Genomic DNA, 19,103 nt, shown 5'->3' with positions numbered 1-19,103 from the left:
AAATCATAATAGGCCAGATTCTCCCCTTGAGGGGAGCGCAGAGGGGTGTTTACATTGGAGAGCATTTGCAATACTTCAATAAAAGGCACGGAAGTAAATCCGCGCCATAGTTGGGACATGATTGAGTAGTATCACCAACTGCCAGCCTTCAGTAGGCATTGATTCAACCCTTGAGGAGAGCGCAGAGGGGTGTTTACACAGGAGAGCCAAAGCACGCCCTCTCCAGAATGAAAAGAGCCCGGTTTCGGGTCTGTTTTCCTAGAAACAGACCCGAAACCGGGCTCTTTATTGCTCCTTTACCTTCCCTACTGCAGGGTATAGTTCAACGATACGCCGTAGGTAATCGGGTTGCCCAACCGCGACGCCCCGAAATCATACACGTACGCCAGGTACTTCTGATCGGTGAGGTTGCGGCCCCACAGGTACACGCCCACGTGTTTGTAAGACACGCCGGCCCGGGCATGGAAGAGGCTGTATCCCTCTTGCCTGAACTGGTTGGCCAGATCAAAGTACCGGTTGCCCAGGTAATGCCACTCGCCCCGGGCGGTAAACCGTACCGGGTGGGCCCCTTCCCCCTCATGGCTGTACTGCAGGGCCAGCATAGAGGTAACATCTGGGGTGTAGACCTGCCGGTTCCCGTCCAGGTTTACTTCCTCGCCGTCAGAAGCGGTTCTAAGCGAGGAATACCGCGCCCGCGTGTAGCCGGCGTTGTACACCAATTCCAGTCCTTTGGCCAGCGTAGAGGCAACTTCCAGTTCCACGCCTTTGCTGGTGAGGCGGCCGGCGTTGCGGGTAATGACCAGGGCATCGGGCAGCACCAGGGTAGGTACCTGCGCATCGGTCACGCGGGTATAGAACAGGGCCAGGTTCAGGCGCAGGCGGTGCTGCCAGAACGTGTTTTTAAGCCCCACCTCAACGTTGTTGCTGTACTCGGGTTGGTAGGCGTACAGCGGCGGCTCAGAAGGATCTGACCCCAGCTGCGTGATGCCGCCCGCCCTGAAGCCCCGGCTGTAGGTTCCGTAAGCGTGGCTGTTGGGTCCCACCTGGTAGTTTAGGCTTACTTTGGGCGAAAAGGCCTTGAAACGGGCATCGGCCAAGGTGTCGCTGCGGGTCACCATGGGTAGTTCCCCGTCCATCATCAGCTCGCCCCGTACGGTCTGCTCTTTCCATTCATAGTCGTACCGGAGGCCGGCGGTGAGTTCCAGTTTAGGACTCAGGCGGTACGTGCCCTGCCCGAAGAACGCCACCCCGAAGCTCTCGCCCCGGTTAGTGGTGATGTTGGAGAAGTTAGGGAACGGAGCGCCCATCATCTCGGCGTCCTTCCCGAAGTGGATGGCCTGCTTCACCGGATTCTCATTCAAGAATCCGTAGGCCCCGGCAATCCACCGGAAGTCAGAGGCCGAAGCCGTGGGCGACGTGAACCGGAACTCCTGGGTCAGCACCTGCACGTGGTTCCAGTCGCGCCCGAAGTTGTTGATCACCGTAGCGGCATCCAGGGGCGAGAAATCGGCGTCTACGGGTTGCTTGTAGAACCGATAGTTGGACTGGTACGCCGTCTGGGACGTGAACTGAAAGGCAGGGGCCGCATAAGAGGCGGAAAGCGAAGCATTGAGGGTGTTGTCGCGCATTTCGCCTAGGGCGTTCTGGTTCACTTTAAACGGGTTGACCAGGGCTTCCTCGGGGCTGAACACCAGCGGGAACGCTCCTTTGTTGCGGTTGGCGCTGTGCTTGACATTAAGCGTGAACGCCAGCCGGGAAGTAGCCAGGAACCGGAGGGAATGGTTGCCCATGTACACCCGCTGCCGGTCATAGTCGGCCCCGTTAAACTGGTTGGTGTAGAATCCGTCCTGCTGGCGCAGCATCCCGGCCACGCCCAGGAAAAGGCGGTCTTTCACCAGCGGGGCCCGCAAAGAGGCGCTGTACCGCTGCTGCCCCCAATTGCCCACGCTCACTTCCGCCGTGGCAGACACGCTATTGGTGGGTTGCCGCGTAATGATGTGGATGACCCCACCCATGGCGTTGCGGCCGTACAGCGTGCCCTGCGGCCCCCGCAGCACCTCAATGCGTTCAATGTCCAGCAACTCGGGCAGGTAGGTATCTAAACTGAACTGGTTTACCCCATCAATGTACGTGGCCACCGCCGGATCATACGAGGTAGTGGTGATGCCCCGGATGGAGGTGACGTTGCGGTTGTCGCCGGGGTCTGATGCGTACAGATTGGGAATAATGCCGCTCACTTCCTGGATGTTCCACAGCCTGGATTCCTGCACGTTTCGGGCAGTCAAGGTAGAAACGCTGAACGGCACCCGCTGCGGATCTTCCTCGCGCTTCTGCGCCGTTACGGTCACCTCGTCCAGTTGCCGGCTGGCTTCCGAAAGCTGGATGGTGACGTGAGGGGTTGCGGCGGTGATCTGTACCTCCCGGGTGACGGTGGCGTACCCCAGCGCACTCACCTGCACCGTATACTGCCCCGTGGGGAGGTTGGAAAAGGTAAACCGTCCCTGCTGATTGGTGGCGGTACCCAGTTGGGTGTTGAGCAGATACACCGTGGCACGGTGCAGGCCCGCCGCATTCCGGCCCTGCACCGTGCCCGAAAGCCCGCCCACCCCCTGGCCGCTGGCCGATAGAATGCCCAGGGTGAACAACACCCAGAAAGCCCGTAGTTTTTTCCTCATAAATGAAAGGCTGCGTACTGGTAGAAGCGAAAAGCGGTACTATAGGTGCCCCCCTGCCGGTACAGGTGCAAAAGCTCCACGAAGCGGTACATTACTCCCGAAGGTTCTGTTTCAAAGCCATTTTCCCGGAAACAGCCCCAAAACAGCAACCCGCCCCCTACCTACTGATTCCTGCCCCGCGCTGCCCTGCTGCGCATTCTCCCGCTTCTGCCTCCAGCCGGCGGTGCTAGCTTTTAAGCAGCCGTAAACCGCCTCAGGAAGAAAAGCCTAAGCAGGAATCTGTCTTTATGATGCCACAACCAACCTTAACAAAGTACCTCCAGGTAGTTGGTGCATCTACGCCCTACAGGCAAGATGGTTGTTTGCAGTCCGGGGCCGAAGCCTCCTTGGCGCTATGGGCAGCCCTTCCCCGTTCCTTACTGGCGGATTCCGTGAGTGGATTCACCAGTGGTAAAAACCATCAGCCTTCCGGCTTCGGCCCCACGGAGTTGCCCAGCCGCAACAAGAATCTTGGAACCTCATGCAAACAGAAGGGCTTTCCGCGTACCCTACATTCACGCTCCAGGCCCACCGTCTGGGTTTCTGACGCGGATAATCAATGGCTGAGTCGCTTGCGTGTATCACAAATCTGCACCTGCGCCCATGAGCGGTCATCACCACAACGAGCAGCGGTATGCACCCCTACAGTGCCAAAACCTGATCACCGGCAAGGTCCTCCAAACAAAAGAAGCCCTGATTCCGGGCTGTTTTGGTGAAAACAGCCCGGAATCAGGGCTTTGGGTTAGCGGACCGGTGCTGCAGAAAGGGGAAGCAGGTTACAGCAGGCTTTTGAAGAAGGGCTCCAACTCGGCGGCCATTACTCCGTGCTCGGCTACGCTGGGGTGGCCGGTACAGCCGCTGGCCTGCATGGGTGTAAAGAAGTGCAGGGCCACGGGTTTGTGGGTGGGGTACGCGACGTCTATCTGCTGCTTCACCGCCGTGAGGCAGTTTTCCAGGGTTTGCTTTTTGGGGCCGTTCAGCATGGGGCTGCTCAGCAGGGCCAGGCGGGCCTGCGGGTACCTGGCTTTCACCTGCTGCACAAACCCCACATAGGCATGCACAAACCGGGCGCTGTCAAACGGCAACCGTTCCGTTTTGCCGTCACCGTCGCTGAAATCGTTGGTGCCCAGCGCAATGCTCACCACCTTGGGAGTAAACCGGCTGAAGTCCCAGGTTTGGGCGCTTTGGGCCTGGAAGTTGAGCTTCTCATACACCTGGGGCAAGGTGGGGCCGTTGCTGTTCCAGTTGCGGTACGCGCCGTAACCGCTCACGCTGCTGAGCACGAAATCGGCGTTCAGGGCGCGGGCTACGCGGGGGCCGTACGCCTGGTAGGCGTTGTGCTGGTCGTGGTACTGGCCGGTGCCGCAGGGCACCTCCGAGGGGTCGGCGGCGGCCCCGCAGGTAATGCTGTTCCCGATAAACTCAATCAGGGGACCTCCGGCGGGAGGCAGCGCCTTTACCTTCGGGCCAATAATCTTCTGGATCACCAGGGGCCCCGAGTGGGCTTCGGTGGTTTTGTACAGCCTTACGGTATGCCTTCCCGCCGTGGGTGCCTGGATCACAATGGTGTCCTGCCCGCCCGCTACCCGCACACGCCGTTGGTACTGGCCGTCCAGCTCGTACTGCAGGTAGCTGTGCCCGCCGGCCCACGGTCCGGAGGCCACCACCCGGGCCTGGGTCCCCTCAAACTGGAAGCCCAGGTGGGCGGCCGAGGTGATCAGTTCCAGGTGCCGGGCTTGGTTCCACTGGTACCGGCCCACGGGCTGCAGGGCAGTGGCGGGCAGTTCCCCGGCTGGGGTTTTCAGGGCAGAACAGCCCATCTGCAGGGCACAAAAGGCGGCGACCGACATAAGGCGTAGTAAATTCATAGAGGTCAGAGAGGTTGCAGGCTACAAGAATAAAAAGAATCTGTTGCCGGCCCAAGCGGCCGCGCGCTATTCTGTGCGTTGCAGGCGGACGGGCGGCGCCGGTTTCCGGCCCCTTTTCTGCAGAACTGCCCAAAAACAGCAACGCTGCTGCAAGGGGCACTTGCAGCAGCGTTGCATGGAAATTGTATGTGGAGGCCAACTTCCCTTAATCATCGCAGTGGCCCGGCCCGATGAGGCCTTCGTTGTACCGGGCCAGGATGCCCGCCCATTGCGTCAGCTGTGATTTGCTGGCGGTGGTGTAGGGCGAAAGCAGCGTGTTGCGGTATCTGCTACCCGACTTCGCCTCAAAGTAGGCCGTGGCCTGGGCATATGCGGCATCCACTTCAGGAGTAGAAGAGGCTCTCATCATGTTCAGTTTGGCGGCAATGTACTGGTGCGCCAGAATGATGTAGCCGTTGCCTCCTTTAGGCGGTGTGTTCAGCAGTTGCAGGTAGGTCAGGCCGCTGCCGTAGAAAATGGTGTTGTTCAGGTTACCCCAGGTGTTATCGCGTTTTCTGCCCACGGCGTGGTTTTTCCAGTAGCCTTGGGTGTAGGTGCAACCGTACACTTTGGGCGGACAGTTAAACACAATGTTGTCTACGGCACCAGAACCAGTGAGGGAGGTGCCGGCCCCCAGGTACACTTCCATTCTGCGTACGCCGCTGGTACCGCCCAGGTCTACAACCTGCTTGCCGTTGTCACCGCTCACCAGGAACGGCACAGTTTTAAGCACTTGGTTAGAGGTGCCGTACAGCACTACTTTACCGCCGGCTTCATAGTCATCCACGTCCATGACGGTGATGGAAGTCAGCGACACAGTACCGAAGGCTGAGAAGTCAAACACCATTTTACCGCCGGTGTTGGAGTCATAGGCTTCGGCCGGGTTGTCGGTGCGGTTGATGATCATCATCTCGCCCAGGGCGGTGTTGTTCACAAATGGCCCGCTGGCACCCCCTTCGCCAACGCCACCACCCCCGAAGTTCTGGTGCGGGGTCAGGATGTCGTCAATCTGGTTATCATCCGGCACTGGCGTGGGTTGTCCAGAGTTGAAGATATTGGGCACATCAGAAGTACTGTAGGTGTTTCTGCCGGTTCTTCTGTAGGCGCTCACGTAGATTGGGGTATTGGACTGGTTGCTGGTGACAGATGCCAGGAATCCGTCTGCGCCTCTGGTGTAGCGGTTGAAGGTCACAATTTCGCACTCAGAAGGAGGCAGGCAGTTGAACACAATGTTGTCAATGGCCCCAGATCCTCTTTTGGTGCTGCCTGGGCCCAGGTACACTTCCATGCGCACCACGCCGGCGGTACCGCCCAGGTCCACAATCTGCTTGCCGTTGTCACCGCTCACCTGTAATGGCACGGTTTTCAGCACGGTATTGCCCAAACCGTACAACACTACTTTACCGCCCTTTTCATAGGAGTCTACGTCCATGACGGTAATGGAGCTCATGGTCACGGTGCCGTAGCCTGAGAAGTCAAACACCATTTTACCGCCGTCATTGGAGTCATAGGCTTCGGCCGGGTTGTCGGTGCGGTTGATGATCATCAGGTTGCCCAGGGCGGTGTTGTTGGCATAGGTGCCACCAGCGCCGCCATCACCCATTCCGCCGCCGCCGTAGTTCTTGTGCGGGGTGAGGATGTCATCAATCTCATGGGTGTCTGGTATTGGGGTAGGTTGCGCAGAGTTAAAGATGTTGGGCACGTCACTGGAACTGTAGGTATTGTTACCCGTTCTCCGGTAGGCGCTTACCAAAATAGGAGTTGATCCTTTATCACTCATTACCGCACTCACAAAGCCGTCTGTTCCTCTGGTGTACTTGTCAAAGGTAACCGTTTCGCAGCCTGTACTCACAGATGTGTTCTTAGTGGCGGCACCCGTCACTTCCAGTTGGTCCAGTTCTTCTTCCTCTGGGTTACACCCAAATAACACAGCAGCCGCAGCAAATAATATGCTGGTTCTCAGTAATGTTGTTCTCATAATAGCTTACTGTTTAGGGTTAATAATGAGTTATAAAATCATAGAGGTAAGGTAACAGATTCCTTGATCATCTATAAATATTTTAACATAAAATATAAAAGAATACTCATTTTTTGGTAATGGAGGAACTTATCTGTTGCTACATTGGAGCGGGAATAGTAAGAATATTATGAAAGTCTCCCCTGAGGATTACAAATTGTACTTTATGTGTGCGTTTTGGTCCTGTTTTGCTTAAAAAGCCTTAAAAACAGAAGGCAGGACCTTGGTGGTAGAGGACTTATGAAACTTGTCTTCTCCGGCTTACGCGCAAGGGGGCTGTGAACCATACCACCCACCAGGCCACACCGCTATCGGTATAACTGCGGCCTTCTTCGTTGAACAGAAAAACGCCGTTGCTAGTACTACTAACAACGGCGTTTGGGTAAGTGCTTGAAAAATGATTAGGAGGTATCCCAGCCAGAACCTTCCAGCTCCTGCTCAGATCCTGGTAAAGATATGCCGGCACCTCCCTTTTCATCCCGACCTCCGCCTCACAGCAGCACGGGATTTGGTTAACTATAGCCTGGGTGGACAGTTGAAGAGAATGTTGTCTATGGCCCCTGAGCCGGTTAAGGTGGCCGTTGGCCCTACGTAAATCTCCATCTTGGTAACCCCCGGGGTGCCGCCCAGGTCCACCGTCTGCTTGCCGTTGTTGCCGCTCACGGCCATGGGAACGGTCTTGAGCACCACGTTGCCCGGACCATAGAGCATGATCTTGGCGCCGGCCTCATAGTCGTCCACGTCCATCACGGTAACCGAGCTCAGGCTCACGCTCCCGAACCGCGAGAAGTCAAACACCATCTTACCTCCCCCGTTGTAGTCATAAGCTTGCATAGGGTTGGTAGTACGGTTGATGATGAGCAGGTTGCCCAGCGGTGTGTTGTTGGCAAAGGCCCCACCGGCGCCGCCATCGCCAACACCGCCTCCCCCAAAGTTCATGTGCGGGGTAAGGATGTCGGTTACCTGGTTGCCAATGGAAGTTGGCTGGCTGGAGTTGAAGATGTTGGCCGCATTCACCGCGCTGTACGTATTGGCCGCGGTTTTTCTGAAGGCGCTCACCAGGATTGGCGTCGCCGACTCATTGCTGGTCACCTCGCTCACAAATCCATCAGAACCTCTTCTGAATCTGGTGAACGTTACCGTTTCGCAGACGGGGGCACTGGCACAGTTGAAGACAATGTCATCAATGGCTCCTGAGCCTGAGGTAGAGTTGGTGGGACCCAGGTACACTTCCATGCGCACTACGCCGGCGGTACCGCCCAGGTCAAGCACCTGCTTGCCGTTGTTGCCGCTCACGGCCATGTTCACGGTTTTGAGCACCTTTGAGTTTAGCCCGTACAGCACCACCTTGGATCCTTTTTCATAGGAGTCCACGTCCATCACGGTGATGGAGTTCATGGTTACCGCGCCGTAGCCAGAAAAGTCAAACTCCAGTTTACCGCCGCCGTTGTTGTCATACGCCTGAGAAGAGTTGTCGGTGCGGTTTACAATCATGAGGCTGCCCAGGGCTTTGTCGTTCTGGTAGGCCTTGCCTTTTTTGCCGCCATCGCCTACGCCCCAGCCGCCAAAGTCTTTGTGCGGGGTAAGAATATCGTCCACGTCATTGCCCAGCGGCCCTGTCTGGCCGGAGTCAAAGATATTGGCCACGTTCGTAGGACCGTAGGTGTTGGGGGCGGTTTTCCTGAACGCCCTCACCAGAATGGGAGTACTGGCCTGGTCGCTCATGACGGCATGCACAAAGCCGTCTGCCCCACGGGTCACCTTGTCAAATGTAATGGTTTCACAGGAGCCCATGGCTGGGGTTTCGCCTCCCCCTCCCGGCACTTCTGTAGGAAGCAGCTCGTCCTCCTCGGGGCTACAGCCAAATGCAAGTGCAGTTGCTGCCACCAACATACTGGTTCTTAATAATTTTGCTTTCATGATAGATAAATGGTTAAGATAAAATATAGGAAATGATATTACTTACATTATATTTTTAATGAGATCAATGCTATTTACGACTTAATTTTAATATTAGCCATATTCCTTATGACTTTTTTAACAACAAAGAACCACTTCTTAAAACACGCTTTAAATACCGTTTACCAACAATTTGATGCTCAACAAGATATACTTACCCTAAACTTTAGTTCCCCATAGGAGGCGGCAACCAGAAAACGGGGCGAAGATTGCAAATTGCTTTTAACTAAGGTGGGCAGCAGGAAATAGTAGTAGGCATACCTACTTCTTTGGCACCATACAGGCCGGCCACCAAACCAGGGACTGGCGCGCACAGGCCGGTTTTGACAGGGCACAAACCGCGGGTAACCGGCGGGGCCAGCGACTCCACAAGGCCAACTTCTGGCTGCGTCTTCTCCACTACCCGCTTCGGGAGAATACTACTTTGGGCAAACTGCCTAAAGGTAAACCAGTTTGTTTCCTCCCTGCCCAAATTGCCGTACCTTTGAAAATGGCTCCAACCCTGGAACCTGTTGTGCAACCCAAACCACTTTCTCTTGCCTTTCAACCCATTTACCATAGACCTTCCCGTTAGGGAAATCATCCCCGCCGTGAGAGAGCATCTTGCGGCGCAGAATACGCTTATTGTGAACGCGCCTCCGGGGGCGGGAAAGAGTACCTTGCTGCCGCTGGCCTTGCTGGACCAGGAGTGGCTGGCAGGGCAGAAGATCATTATGCTGGAGCCTCGCAGGCTGGCGGCCCGCACCATTGCCGAGCGGCTGTCGGAGTTGCTGGGCGAAACCGTAGGCCAGACCGTGGGTTACCGCATCCGGTTTGAGAACCGCATTTCAGAGCAGACCCGCCTGGAGGTAGTCACCGAAGGGATTCTGACCCGCATGCTGCACTCAGACAATGCTTTGAAAGGCGTGGGGCTGGTTATTTTTGATGAGTTCCATGAGCGCAGCATCCACGCCGATGTGGCTATGGCGCTCAGCCGCGAGGCTCAGGCTACCATGCGCCCCGATCTGCGCATCCTGGTCATGAGTGCCACGCTCAACATGCCGCAGCTCACCCGCCTGCTCAACGCTCCGGCGGTCACCAGCCAGGGCCGTCAGTACCCCATTGATGTGCAGTACGCGTCCGGCGAAGCCGATCCGCACCTGCTGCCCGAAATGACGACTCGCACCGTAAAGCAGGCGCTTAAAGAGAAGAAAGGCGACGTGCTGGTGTTCCTACCCGGCGAGAACGACATTAGAAAGGTGGAGTCTATGCTGCGCCGCGATCTGCGCGACATAGCCATTCACCCGTTGTACGGTATGTTGCCCCCTGGCAAGCAATACGCCGCCATTATGCCAGACCGAAACGGCAAGCGCAAAGTGGTGCTGGCTACCTCCATTGCCGAGACCAGCTTAACCATTGAAGGCGTGAGCGTGGTGGTAGATACCGGCTTCGGGAAGACCTCGCGCTTTGACCCGGCCACCGGCCTGAGCCGACTGGAGACGGTGCGCATCTCCAAAGACGCCGCCGACCAGCGCGCCGGACGGGCCGGTCGTTTGGGTCCGGGTACCTGTTACCGCCTCTGGACCGAGAACCTGCAGGCCCGCCTGGCCCCGCACCGCACCCCTGAGATTCAGGAAGCCGACCTGGCGCCGCTGGTGCTGGACATGGCTGCCTGGGGCATTATTGACATCCGGCAGCTTACCTGGCTCACGCCTCCGCCCAAAGCCGCTTTGCTACAGGCCCAGGAAACCCTGCACCAGCTCAATGCCCTGGAAGATGGCCGCATCACAGAGCACGGCCGCAAAATGCACGCTCTGCCCACGCACCCGCGTATAGCGCACATGCTGCTGGCCGCCCAGGAAACAAACCAACTGGCGCTAGCCACCGATATTGCCGCCATCCTGGAAGAGCGCGACCCGCTGCCCCGCGAGGCGGGTATTGACATTAACCTGCGCATAGAGGCGCTGCGGCGGTTCCGGAAGGAGCAGATGCACAACAAGCGCTTCTTGAAGATTGACAAGATTGCCGCCCAGTACCGCCGCATGTTTGAGATCGCCCCGGAGAACACCGTGGTAGACCCGTACGAGACCGGCTTGCTGCTGGCCAACTGCTACCCCGAGCGGATTGCGTACGCGCGCCCCGGTAACAATGCCCAGTTTCAGCTGGCCAACGGCAAATACGCGAGCGCCGGCCACCGCGATGGCCTGGCGCATGACCCATGGTTGGCCATAGCCCACCTGCACGCCGGCGGCGATGGTCCGGGTCGAATTTTCCTGGCCTCACCGCTGAACCCCAAAGACCTGGCGCCCTTAGTTAAGCAGAAAGACGTAGTTTCCTGGGACCCCGAAGAAGGCGAACTCACCGCCTCCCGCGACATGCGCATCGGGAACATTGTGCTGCAATCCAAGCCGCTGCCCGCCCCAGACGACCGCTTCCTGATCCAGGCCATCTGCGAGACCATCAAACGCGAAGGCGAGCAACTGCTCAATTTCTCTGAAGAAGTGGTTCAGTTCCAGAACCGCGTGCTGTGTCTCCGTAAATGGCATCCCACTGAAGGCTTCCCCGACATCAGTACGCCCACCCTGCTCATGACCTGTAACGAGTGGCTGGCTTATCACCTGGAAGACGTGGAAATTGGCGAGAACTTGTTCGAAATTGACTTGCTGCCCCTGCTGCAAGGCATGCTGAACGCCGAGCAAAAGCAGCGGCTGGAAGAACTAGCTCCCGCTACGTTAATCCTGCCAGACGGCCACGAAATGGAACTGGCGTACCGCACCAACGGCCAACCGCCCCTGCTGGAAATCCGGCTGCAAGATGTGCTGGACTGGGAAGCAAACCCCACCGTAGACAACGGTGATGTAAACGTGGTGCTGCACCTGCTGTCTCCAAGTCTGAAATCCCTGGCCACCGTGTACGACCTGCACACCTTCTGGCAGGAAGAATACCCACGCCTAAAGCCGATGCTGGAGAACCGTTTTGCCAATGTGAAGTGGCGCTAATTGGTGCTGTATCGTCCCATATTTCAATTTTGATCGCAGCGGGAACCTGGAGCTTGCCTTGCTGCCCATTTTTAACTGGCTATGCTGTGCTGCCAAACACGATATTAGCCAGTTACAATCTGGCTCTAAAACGTACCCAAAGTTGCCGCTACGCTCAAACTTGCGGTATAGCAGGAGAGGTAGGATAAACATGAGCATGAGGCTTGTACTGAGGAGATCAGTCCCTGAAACAAGGCCACAACCGCTCTATTACTCTTGAAATCCGCTGACGCGAGTTATAAGCTTGCGTCAGCGGATTTTTAATTTTTGGGTTATTGCACTCTATTAGATGTTATCTGCAAAAGAAGGCACGAGCGAGACGCTCGCGCCAGCGACAGGAGTGTTGGGAGTCAGACAGAATTCGTGTGGTGAAGCAGCGCCCCATATTACCCAAAGGTACCCACATGCCTGTAGTTTTTTGGTCCGCTGGCGCGAGCGTCCCGCTCGTGTCCGCACGCATTCCATGTCCAACTTTTGCCCAGCTCATTGCTTAGCAATACTTCGCAAAAGAAAGCCCTGGCTACAAGCACGCACCAGCGCTAGTCACTACCGGTAAGCCAAAGGAGTTAGCGGCAGGGCCGCCCCTACTTTACCAAGGCGCAGGAACAGGCATTACAAGGGGAACCTGGGTCAGGTATTTTTGGCCTCTTTTCAGAAATTCAGCCCCAAAACGCCTTGGTCTAGACCTGCTTTCCCCGGCAGGCCGTTGGGCACAACCGCTGGGCATAGGGCTTTTCTGGGATTCCCTCTTATCTTTACACCTGCAACTAAAAACAGAAAGAATGTATACAGGACTTCAACACGCGCACTCTGCCCTGGCGTACCTGGTGTTGGCAGGAGTAGGCATCTCACTCCTCAGCGCTTTGGCCGGACTCTTCGGTGGAAAAACGTTTACGGACAAGAACAGAAAATTAGGGTTACTGGGGCTTATTCCTACCCACCTGCAGTGGGTGATTGGCCTGATTCTTTACTTTGTGTCACCGCTGGGCATTAATAACGCCTCAGGTGCCGCCATGAAAGACGCCACTTCCCGTCTGTATTTCCTGGAGCACCCGCTCATGATGGTACTTGCCGTTGTCCTGATCACCATTGGTTACTCTAAAGCCAAACGCCAGGTAGGCACTACCCGCGGTTTCAGAACCATGACTATCTTCTACGCCTTAGGCCTGGTCCTTATCCTTAGCCGTATTCCATGGAATGCCTGGCCAGGGAACTAACCCATCCCATTCCTACATAGACAAAAGCCGCTTTAACCAAGGTAAGAGCGGCTTTTCTGTTTTAACGAATAGCCTAAGGTTCTCATAACTGCAGGACTTTATGGTCATGAGGGCTCTTAGAAACAGCTTATAGCTCTAGTAACAGCTGACATTTATTCTGGTCATGAAGGCACGAGCGGAACGCTCGCGCCAGCAAATCAGCATGCTGATTATACACTAGCCAGCCATGAACCCACGGCAGTTACAAACGGCCCTCATGGTAGGTCCACCTCACAGACTTGAACCATGCAGAATGTGAACCCACCCCTGCCCCTCCCAGGAGGGGAGTACGCCTTGCTGACAAGCATTGCAATTCCCCCAGCACCGTCACTGCTTCTGGCTCTTTCCCCTATTCCAGTCTTTCGGCTGAGCGCCTAGCGCTCGACCCGGTGCCGCGCATGCGGCAGGCCTGAGGGCCAGGCGAGAGAGCACAGCGCGAGGGCGGAAGACGGGGCCCCGCGGCCGTGAGCGCACGGAGGCTAACTATGCAACAACCCAGCTCATAAATCCATAGACAAGCGGAAGCTACGCCAGCAATAACCCATAATGAGATAAAAGCCCAAACTGGACTTAGACAAGTGGAAGCTACGCCAGCAAAAGTTAAACACCTACCAACTGTACCTCACAAACAAACAACTCAACTCCAGCAACAGCATCAACCCAAACTACCTCTTATTTCTGAACCGAAGCCAACACCTGCGGCGCCCCCTCTACTTTCCGCAGCACCCACTCTCCTACCTGTAATCCCTGCAAACGGCCGTTGTCAACGGCATCCACGAAGTGGATTCCACCATACAACCGGGACAGGCCCGCTTCAATGGCCGCTTCCTGGAAAGAATTGAACGTTCTGGCCGGTAAGCCGAACCGCTCTTCCACGGTGTCGGTGTAGCGGAAGCTTTCCCCAAAAAAATGCGTTAGGATCACTGCCGATGCGGCCGAAATGGTTGAGTGCCCGCTCAGGTACTCTGGAAAGGGCGGCGTCTGCAGCAGGGGCTTGTACGAGGGGTCAATGTACTTGCGGATGGCCGTTTCCGGACGGATGCGGTTGCTGCGGAACTTCTCGTCCCAGCAGGCGATGAACCCATCCATGAGGGCAAGGGACACCAGCGTGTGCACCTTCATGGCTTTGCTGAAATCGGCTTTGGTTTGCTGGCAGGCAATGCCCGTGATGCCCAGCCAGTGCGCGCCCGGCGAGATCTTTTTCAGCCCGGCCTGTAAGTGCCCGTTGTCCTGCAGGGCAAAGGGGTTGCAGTCCCAGAAGGCGGCAATGGCTTGCTGCTCTGGGGTCAGGTGAGTGCTTACCCGGTAGTTCTGCTGCAGCATCTTGAAAAACGCCGACTTCTTATTGGTGGAGAACGCCACTGGCGGCGCGGGCTTGAACTGCGTGCAGGTATCCAGGGTGAAGGAACGGACCGTGTTAAAGTAGGGCTCTACCGGGGCAAAGTACGCAGGGGGCGTGGGGTACCAGTTCCCTTCGCCTTCTTTGGGCGTATAGCGCGGGTAGTTGCTGATGCGGTTGTATTTATCGGCCTTGGCATAGGCCAGGATCTCCTTGCTCACCCTTTGGGCGTATTTCAAGGAGGCCGTGATCACCTCTTCGGCCAACCCTTCGCGGCGGCAGGAATCCAGGAAACGGGCTTCCAGGCTATCCAGCATACTACCCGAGGGCTGCATTTTCCTGGCGGTCTCCATCATGGCCAATACCGCGCTCAGCTCCGGAGAGTGGCCGGTGAGGTCTTTGGGTTTGGCAATCTGGGGATACTGTTTCAGGATGCCGTGCATGCTTTGGTAGCTGCTGTCGTGGTGGGCAACCACCTCGTAGCCCGCCAGGGTGGCATAGGAGAAAAAGCGCGCCGCCAGGGGCGGATTGGTGACGTCATGTACCATGATGTCGGTCATCTGGTTGATCACCTGGCTGATCTGTCCTGAGCCGAACGCCAGGTTCTGTTTTTTCTGGGGCCCGGGGGCAGTACAGCTCCCAATCAACCACCAGAGGAGCAGTACCGGAACTACCTTTTTCATTACTGTAGGCTATAGGCTTTAAGGGGCATCTGATTTACCCCGAACAATACCGTGTTTTTGAGAGGCATGATGCTGCGGACATCACCGGTGAGCTTGAAGCCCGACTGGTGCTGCGGCACAGCCCGGAAGTTCCCTTTGCCGTCATTCTGCAGCAACAGCCCGTAGTTGGCATCGGCCTTGCCGAACCGCAGGCGGGCTTTGTTCACGTTCCCGCCCATCAGCAGGTCTGGGGCACCGTCCTGGTTGTAATCCAGGGTGGCCATGGCCAGCACCGGGGCAAACTGAACCTCCAGCGGCAGCTTCAGCTCCTTGAACTTCCCACCGGTACCTCCCTGAAAATATGCCGTTTGCAGGTAATTGCAGGACAAGCGGCCGGCTCCGGCAAGTTCCTCCGGCGAGAAAATATTCTGCAGGGTGGCATTGGCGTAGCTGCTGTAGTCCTTGAACCGGGTGCGCATCATGCTCACCTGGTCCAGCAGTTCATCGCGGGTCACGTAGGGGTAGCTTTGGCCCTGCAGGTAGAAGCACAGAATGGGGTCCACCGCGCCGTTGTCGTCAAAGTCTTTGAAAACCAGCTGGGCGGGTTCTTTGTCTGAGGCCTTGCACTGGGTATTCAGGCCCTGGTTGCCCACAATCAGGTCGGGGTGGTTGTCCCCGTTGAAGTCCCCGAGGAGCAGTTTGTTCCACCAGCCGCTGTACGTGCGCGCGAAGAAAGCCCGGGTATTTTCAAGGAGTTTTCCGGAAGAAAGGCTGAAAACGGAAAGGGGCATCCACTCGCCTACCACTACCAACTCGGCTTTTTTATCGCCGTTCAGGTCATGCCAGGCTGCATCGGTCACCATGCCGATGCGCTGTAGTTTTGGGGCTATTTCGGCGGTTTTATCCAAAAACTGGCCTTTGCCGTTGTTGAGGAGCACGTAGCTTCTGGGCGCCTCGGGGTACCGACCCGGAATCACGCGGCCGCCTACAAACAAATCCTGAAAACCATCGGCGTTGATATCCTGGGCCCGCACGCAGCTTTTGCTGGTGAGCATGGCCGGCAGCGCCTGCGCGCTCTTGGTGAAGTTGCCTTTGCCATCATTCAAATACAGGCGGTCCTGCAGGGCGGCATCCTCGGGCAGAAAATGGTGGTAGCCGCCGCTCACCACGTACAAGTCCAGGGTCTGGTCATTGTTGGCGTCAAAGAACAGGGCATCGGCGTCTTCGCTGGCTTTGTCCTGGGCAAAGGCCGGAGTGGGTTTCAGGGCGAATTTTCCGTTTTTAGCCTGTAAATAGAGCGCCCCGGCCTGACCAGCCGCGCCACCCACAAACAAGTCCTCCAGGCCATCGGCGTTCACATCGCCCTTCACCAGGCACGGGCCAGAGAATGACAGCGGGTTGATCATGAGCGGCTGGCGCTTGAAGTCATTGGTGTTGCTTTTCTGGTGCGCAAACTGCAGCGGCGAGGCAGTCTCCTTAAAATAAGGTTTGCCCGGTTGGGGGGCCACGTAAGCGCCAGTGGCGTTCTTTTCCTCTAAGGTGAGCACCTGGTTTGGTTTTACCTGACGTACCACCTGCTGCTTGCCGCCCAGCCACACCACCCGCACCGAGTCAATGGTCGCATTCTCCCCCACCCCGAAATGCAGGATGGGCGACACGCTGGACTGGTACCCGCGCGAGGGCATCTGCTCCTGCAACTGCTGCTGGCCCCGGTGGAAGAGGGTTACCTTGGCGCCCAGGCCATGGGTATTCTGGCCGGTACCCACCAGTTTCACCTGCAGGTAGTGGCGCTTTAGTTGTTGCCGGGCCTGGTTCTGGTACACAAAGGCGGGCTGGTTCACGTTGTTGGTGACCAGGTCCAGGTCGCCGTCGTTGTCCAGGTCGGCGTAGGCGGCGCCGTTGCTGTTAGAGGGTTGGTCAAAGCCCCAGTTCTTGTCCATGTTGCTGAACTGCAGGTTGCCGTTGTTCCTGAACATGTAGTTGTTCACGTTAGAGGCCGGCATTTTGGAGAGCAGGTTCATCACGCTCTCCGGCGTGACCTTGCCGCGCAGGTACTGGAAGTAGGCGCTCCGGAATTTGATAAAGTCCATGTTGGTGAAATCGCGCAGGAAGCCGTTGCTCACGAACAGGTCTTTCAGGCCATCGTTGTCATAGTCGGCGGAAAGCGGGGCCCAGCTCCAGTCGGTATTGGAGACGCCGCTCAGCTGGCCCACCTCGCTGAAGGTGCCGTTGCCGTTGTTCACCTGCAGCATGTTGCGCATGTACTGGTGGTTGAACCCGGCCCGCACCAGCATCTCAAAGTACTCGTAGTTGTCGGGACCAAAGAGCAGCTTCTGGCGCTTATTGTCCTCGGGCAGCATGTCCAGCGTGATGATGTCAGGCAGGCCATCGTTGTTGATGTCGGCGATGTCGTTGCCCATGGAGTAGATGGACGTGTGCTGGATAGCGGCCCTGGACTGGTCGGTGAAAGTACCGTTCCGGTTGTTGATCAGCAGGAAATCGGGCGCGGAATAGTCGTTGGAAACGTAGATGTCGGGCCAGCCGTCCTGGTTGATATCAGCAATTCCTGCCCCCAAGCCGTACGAGAACGCCGAGGCGTGCAACCCCGCCTGGTCTGACACATCTTTGAACCGACCCTTCTGGTTCTGGAACAGCTTGGACTGCATGCTGCGGGACGGTTTCTTCTTGATCTCCCGGATGGTGACGTCGTCCAGGTTGTTGAACTGCACGGGGTTGTGGTTGAGCAGGAACAGGTCCAGGTCATGGTCCCGGTCATAGTCAAAGAAGGCGGCGTGGGTGCTGTACGAGGAATCGGCGAGGCCCATTTCCCGGGCCTGGTCTTTGAACGTGGGCACCCCGTCCTGGCCGAAGCCCTGGTTGATGAACAGCTGGTTCACGCGCGCGCTCCCCGGCACGGGACCCGAGTAGCATTGGTAGATATCGGGCAGGCCGTCGCCGTTCACGTCGGCAATGGTGGTGCCGGTTTTCCAGGAGTTGGGCGTGCCCGCTACCCCGGCGGCAGAGGTTACCTCCTCAAACCGCATCTGGCCTTTGTTCAGGTACAGTTTGTTGGGCACCATGTTCCCCGAGAAGTAGAGATCCTGCAGGCCGTCCTGGTTTACATCGCCAATGGCCACCCCACCCCCGTTGTAGAAGTATTGGTAGGCGATGATGTTGGCGAAAGGCGTTTCAGTTAAGGTGTTGTTGAAACTGATGGCGGTCTTTTCAGGGGCCAGCAGGGTGAACAGGGTGGGCTCAGTGGTGGCGGGTTCCTGGGCCGCTTCCCCTTCCGGGGTTTTCTGCTGGCAGCCTACCACCGCCAGCGCGACCAGGGCTATCCCCAACAGGGACGTACGTTTAAACAAGTGCATGGGTGAGACAAATAAAGCCTCTAAAAATGCCGATTCCCTCGCATTTCTCCAAGCCCTGTTTATGACTTAAATTATCATTTTTGCAAACAAACCAGCACAACCTGACCGGCTGCACTTCCCCCTGCCAGAAATCCGGAGGCAATCTTTGGGATACCTTCAACCACACGCGTTTTATGTAAAGCTGCTCTAGAATGAGTGGATGCAGTTGCGGGGGCCTCGCGCGCGCTACCTGCTTGATATTTTAGGGACAGATCATTCTCACTTGGCTTGGGTGGACGGCAGGCTTGTTTATAGAAAGGCGTAGGTTGGATTGTTGGTGAAAACACCAACAACGGCATGGAGGGCACGGCGTCTAGTTGGTGAGATGGCGGCACGAACTGTACCGGGGTAAATGCAGCTGTTGTAACTGCCTTGGAAACGACAATCCGCTAGATTTGGTAACGGTAGATTGGGGAGTTGCGCAAAAAGCAACTCAACCTTTAACTATTGATAAACAAAACACCAAAGCACACTAATCCCTCGCTTGCCTCTGGCGAGTGTGAGCTATGGGGCGGCGTCTCGCCGCTTTGAAGACCCTTACCAGGATTTTGTAAGGCACGGAAGTAACTTCCGCGCCATTGTACTGTCTTTTTTTGCAAGGTTGCAACGCGGCCAGAGGCCGCAATATTTCTCACACTCGCCAGAGGCGAGCGAGGGAATGTATCATGACTACCCTTTAGTGGACGAGATGAGCACACTAGAAGGTGACTGGTTTAATGCCTAACTTCGAAAGGAAGACCAACCAGCATCTGAGGCAGCACACCATAGCCATTCCCCTCCCCTTTAAAACGGAACTTCACGGTTAGGACGTTCTTTTCAGGA

The 19,103-nt window shown here is 56.7% G+C and carries 8 protein-coding genes; 2 read left to right on the top strand and 6 right to left on the bottom strand.

Annotation, left to right across the window (positions count from 1 at the left end; translation table 11 throughout):
- Positions 1 to 305: 305 nt before the first annotated feature.
- From JT718_RS09910 to JT718_RS09895, 4 genes are all read right to left on the bottom strand, one after another.
- Entirely contained in the window at positions 306 to 2,675 is a 2,370-nt protein-coding gene (locus JT718_RS09910) for a TonB-dependent receptor (protein ID WP_205502215.1), read from the bottom strand.
- A gap of 815 nt (positions 2,676 to 3,490) precedes the next feature.
- Positions 3,491 to 4,582 carry an SGNH/GDSL hydrolase family protein gene (locus JT718_RS09905; RefSeq protein WP_205502213.1) on the bottom strand — a complete coding sequence of 364 codons (1,092 nt, stop codon included), beginning with the start codon at positions 4,580 to 4,582 and terminating at the stop codon, positions 3,491 to 3,493.
- Between the two features lie 205 nt (positions 4,583 to 4,787).
- On the bottom strand, positions 4,788 to 6,599 hold the full coding sequence (locus JT718_RS09900; protein ID WP_205502212.1) for a hypothetical protein: 1,812 nt from the start codon (positions 6,597 to 6,599) through the stop codon (positions 4,788 to 4,790).
- Positions 6,600 to 7,154: 555 nt separating this feature from the next.
- Positions 7,155 to 8,558: a hypothetical protein gene (locus tag JT718_RS09895; protein ID WP_205502210.1), complete on the bottom strand. Its 1,404-nt coding sequence runs from the start codon at positions 8,556 to 8,558 to the stop codon at positions 7,155 to 7,157.
- Between the two features lie 575 nt (positions 8,559 to 9,133).
- Here JT718_RS09895 and hrpB point away from each other — a divergent pair.
- Together hrpB and JT718_RS09885 are read left to right on the top strand one after the other, a co-directional pair.
- Entirely contained in the window at positions 9,134 to 11,575 is a 2,442-nt protein-coding gene (hrpB, locus tag JT718_RS09890; protein WP_205502209.1) for an ATP-dependent helicase HrpB, read from the top strand.
- Positions 11,576 to 12,396: 821 nt separating this feature from the next.
- Positions 12,397 to 12,831, top strand: coding sequence for a hypothetical protein (locus JT718_RS09885; protein ID WP_205502207.1), 435 nt, complete (start codon positions 12,397 to 12,399; stop codon positions 12,829 to 12,831).
- Between the two features lie 711 nt (positions 12,832 to 13,542).
- Here the strand turns inward: JT718_RS09885 and JT718_RS09880 are convergent.
- Together JT718_RS09880 and JT718_RS09875 are read right to left on the bottom strand one after the other, a co-directional pair.
- Positions 13,543 to 14,892 carry a vanadium-dependent haloperoxidase gene (locus tag JT718_RS09880; protein ID WP_205502205.1) on the bottom strand — a complete coding sequence of 450 codons (1,350 nt, stop codon included), beginning with the start codon at positions 14,890 to 14,892 and terminating at the stop codon, positions 13,543 to 13,545.
- Positions 14,892 to 18,242 carry a VCBS repeat-containing protein gene (locus tag JT718_RS09875; RefSeq protein WP_205502203.1) on the bottom strand — a complete coding sequence of 1,117 codons (3,351 nt, stop codon included), beginning with the start codon at positions 18,240 to 18,242 and terminating at the stop codon, positions 14,892 to 14,894. Before JT718_RS09875 ends, JT718_RS09880 begins: the two co-directional genes overlap by 1 nt.
- Positions 18,243 to 19,103: the final 861 nt, after the last annotated feature.

Origin of the sequence: Rufibacter psychrotolerans (assembly GCF_016924645.1) — a bacterium.
Lineage (GTDB): Bacteria > Bacteroidota > Bacteroidia > Cytophagales > Hymenobacteraceae > Nibribacter > Nibribacter psychrotolerans.
The sequence above is the reverse complement of the archived record's forward strand: the minus strand, read 5'-3'. Positions and strand labels throughout refer to the sequence as shown.

Coding starts and splice junctions, on each gene's coding strand:
- JT718_RS09910 (WP_205502215.1), bottom strand. CDS start 2,675: ATGAGGAAAAAACTACGGGCTTTCTGGGTGTTGTTCACCCTGGGCATT.
- JT718_RS09905 (WP_205502213.1), bottom strand. CDS start 4,582: ATGAATTTACTACGCCTTATGTCGGTCGCCGCCTTTTGTGCCCTGCAG.
- JT718_RS09900 (WP_205502212.1), bottom strand. CDS start 6,599: ATGAGAACAACATTACTGAGAACCAGCATATTATTTGCTGCGGCTGCT.
- JT718_RS09895 (WP_205502210.1), bottom strand. CDS start 8,558: ATGAAAGCAAAATTATTAAGAACCAGTATGTTGGTGGCAGCAACTGCA.
- JT718_RS09885 (WP_205502207.1), top strand. CDS start 12,397: ATGTATACAGGACTTCAACACGCGCACTCTGCCCTGGCGTACCTGGTG.
- JT718_RS09880 (WP_205502205.1), bottom strand. CDS start 14,892: ATGAAAAAGGTAGTTCCGGTACTGCTCCTCTGGTGGTTGATTGGGAGC.
- JT718_RS09875 (WP_205502203.1), bottom strand. CDS start 18,242: ATGCACTTGTTTAAACGTACGTCCCTGTTGGGGATAGCCCTGGTCGCG.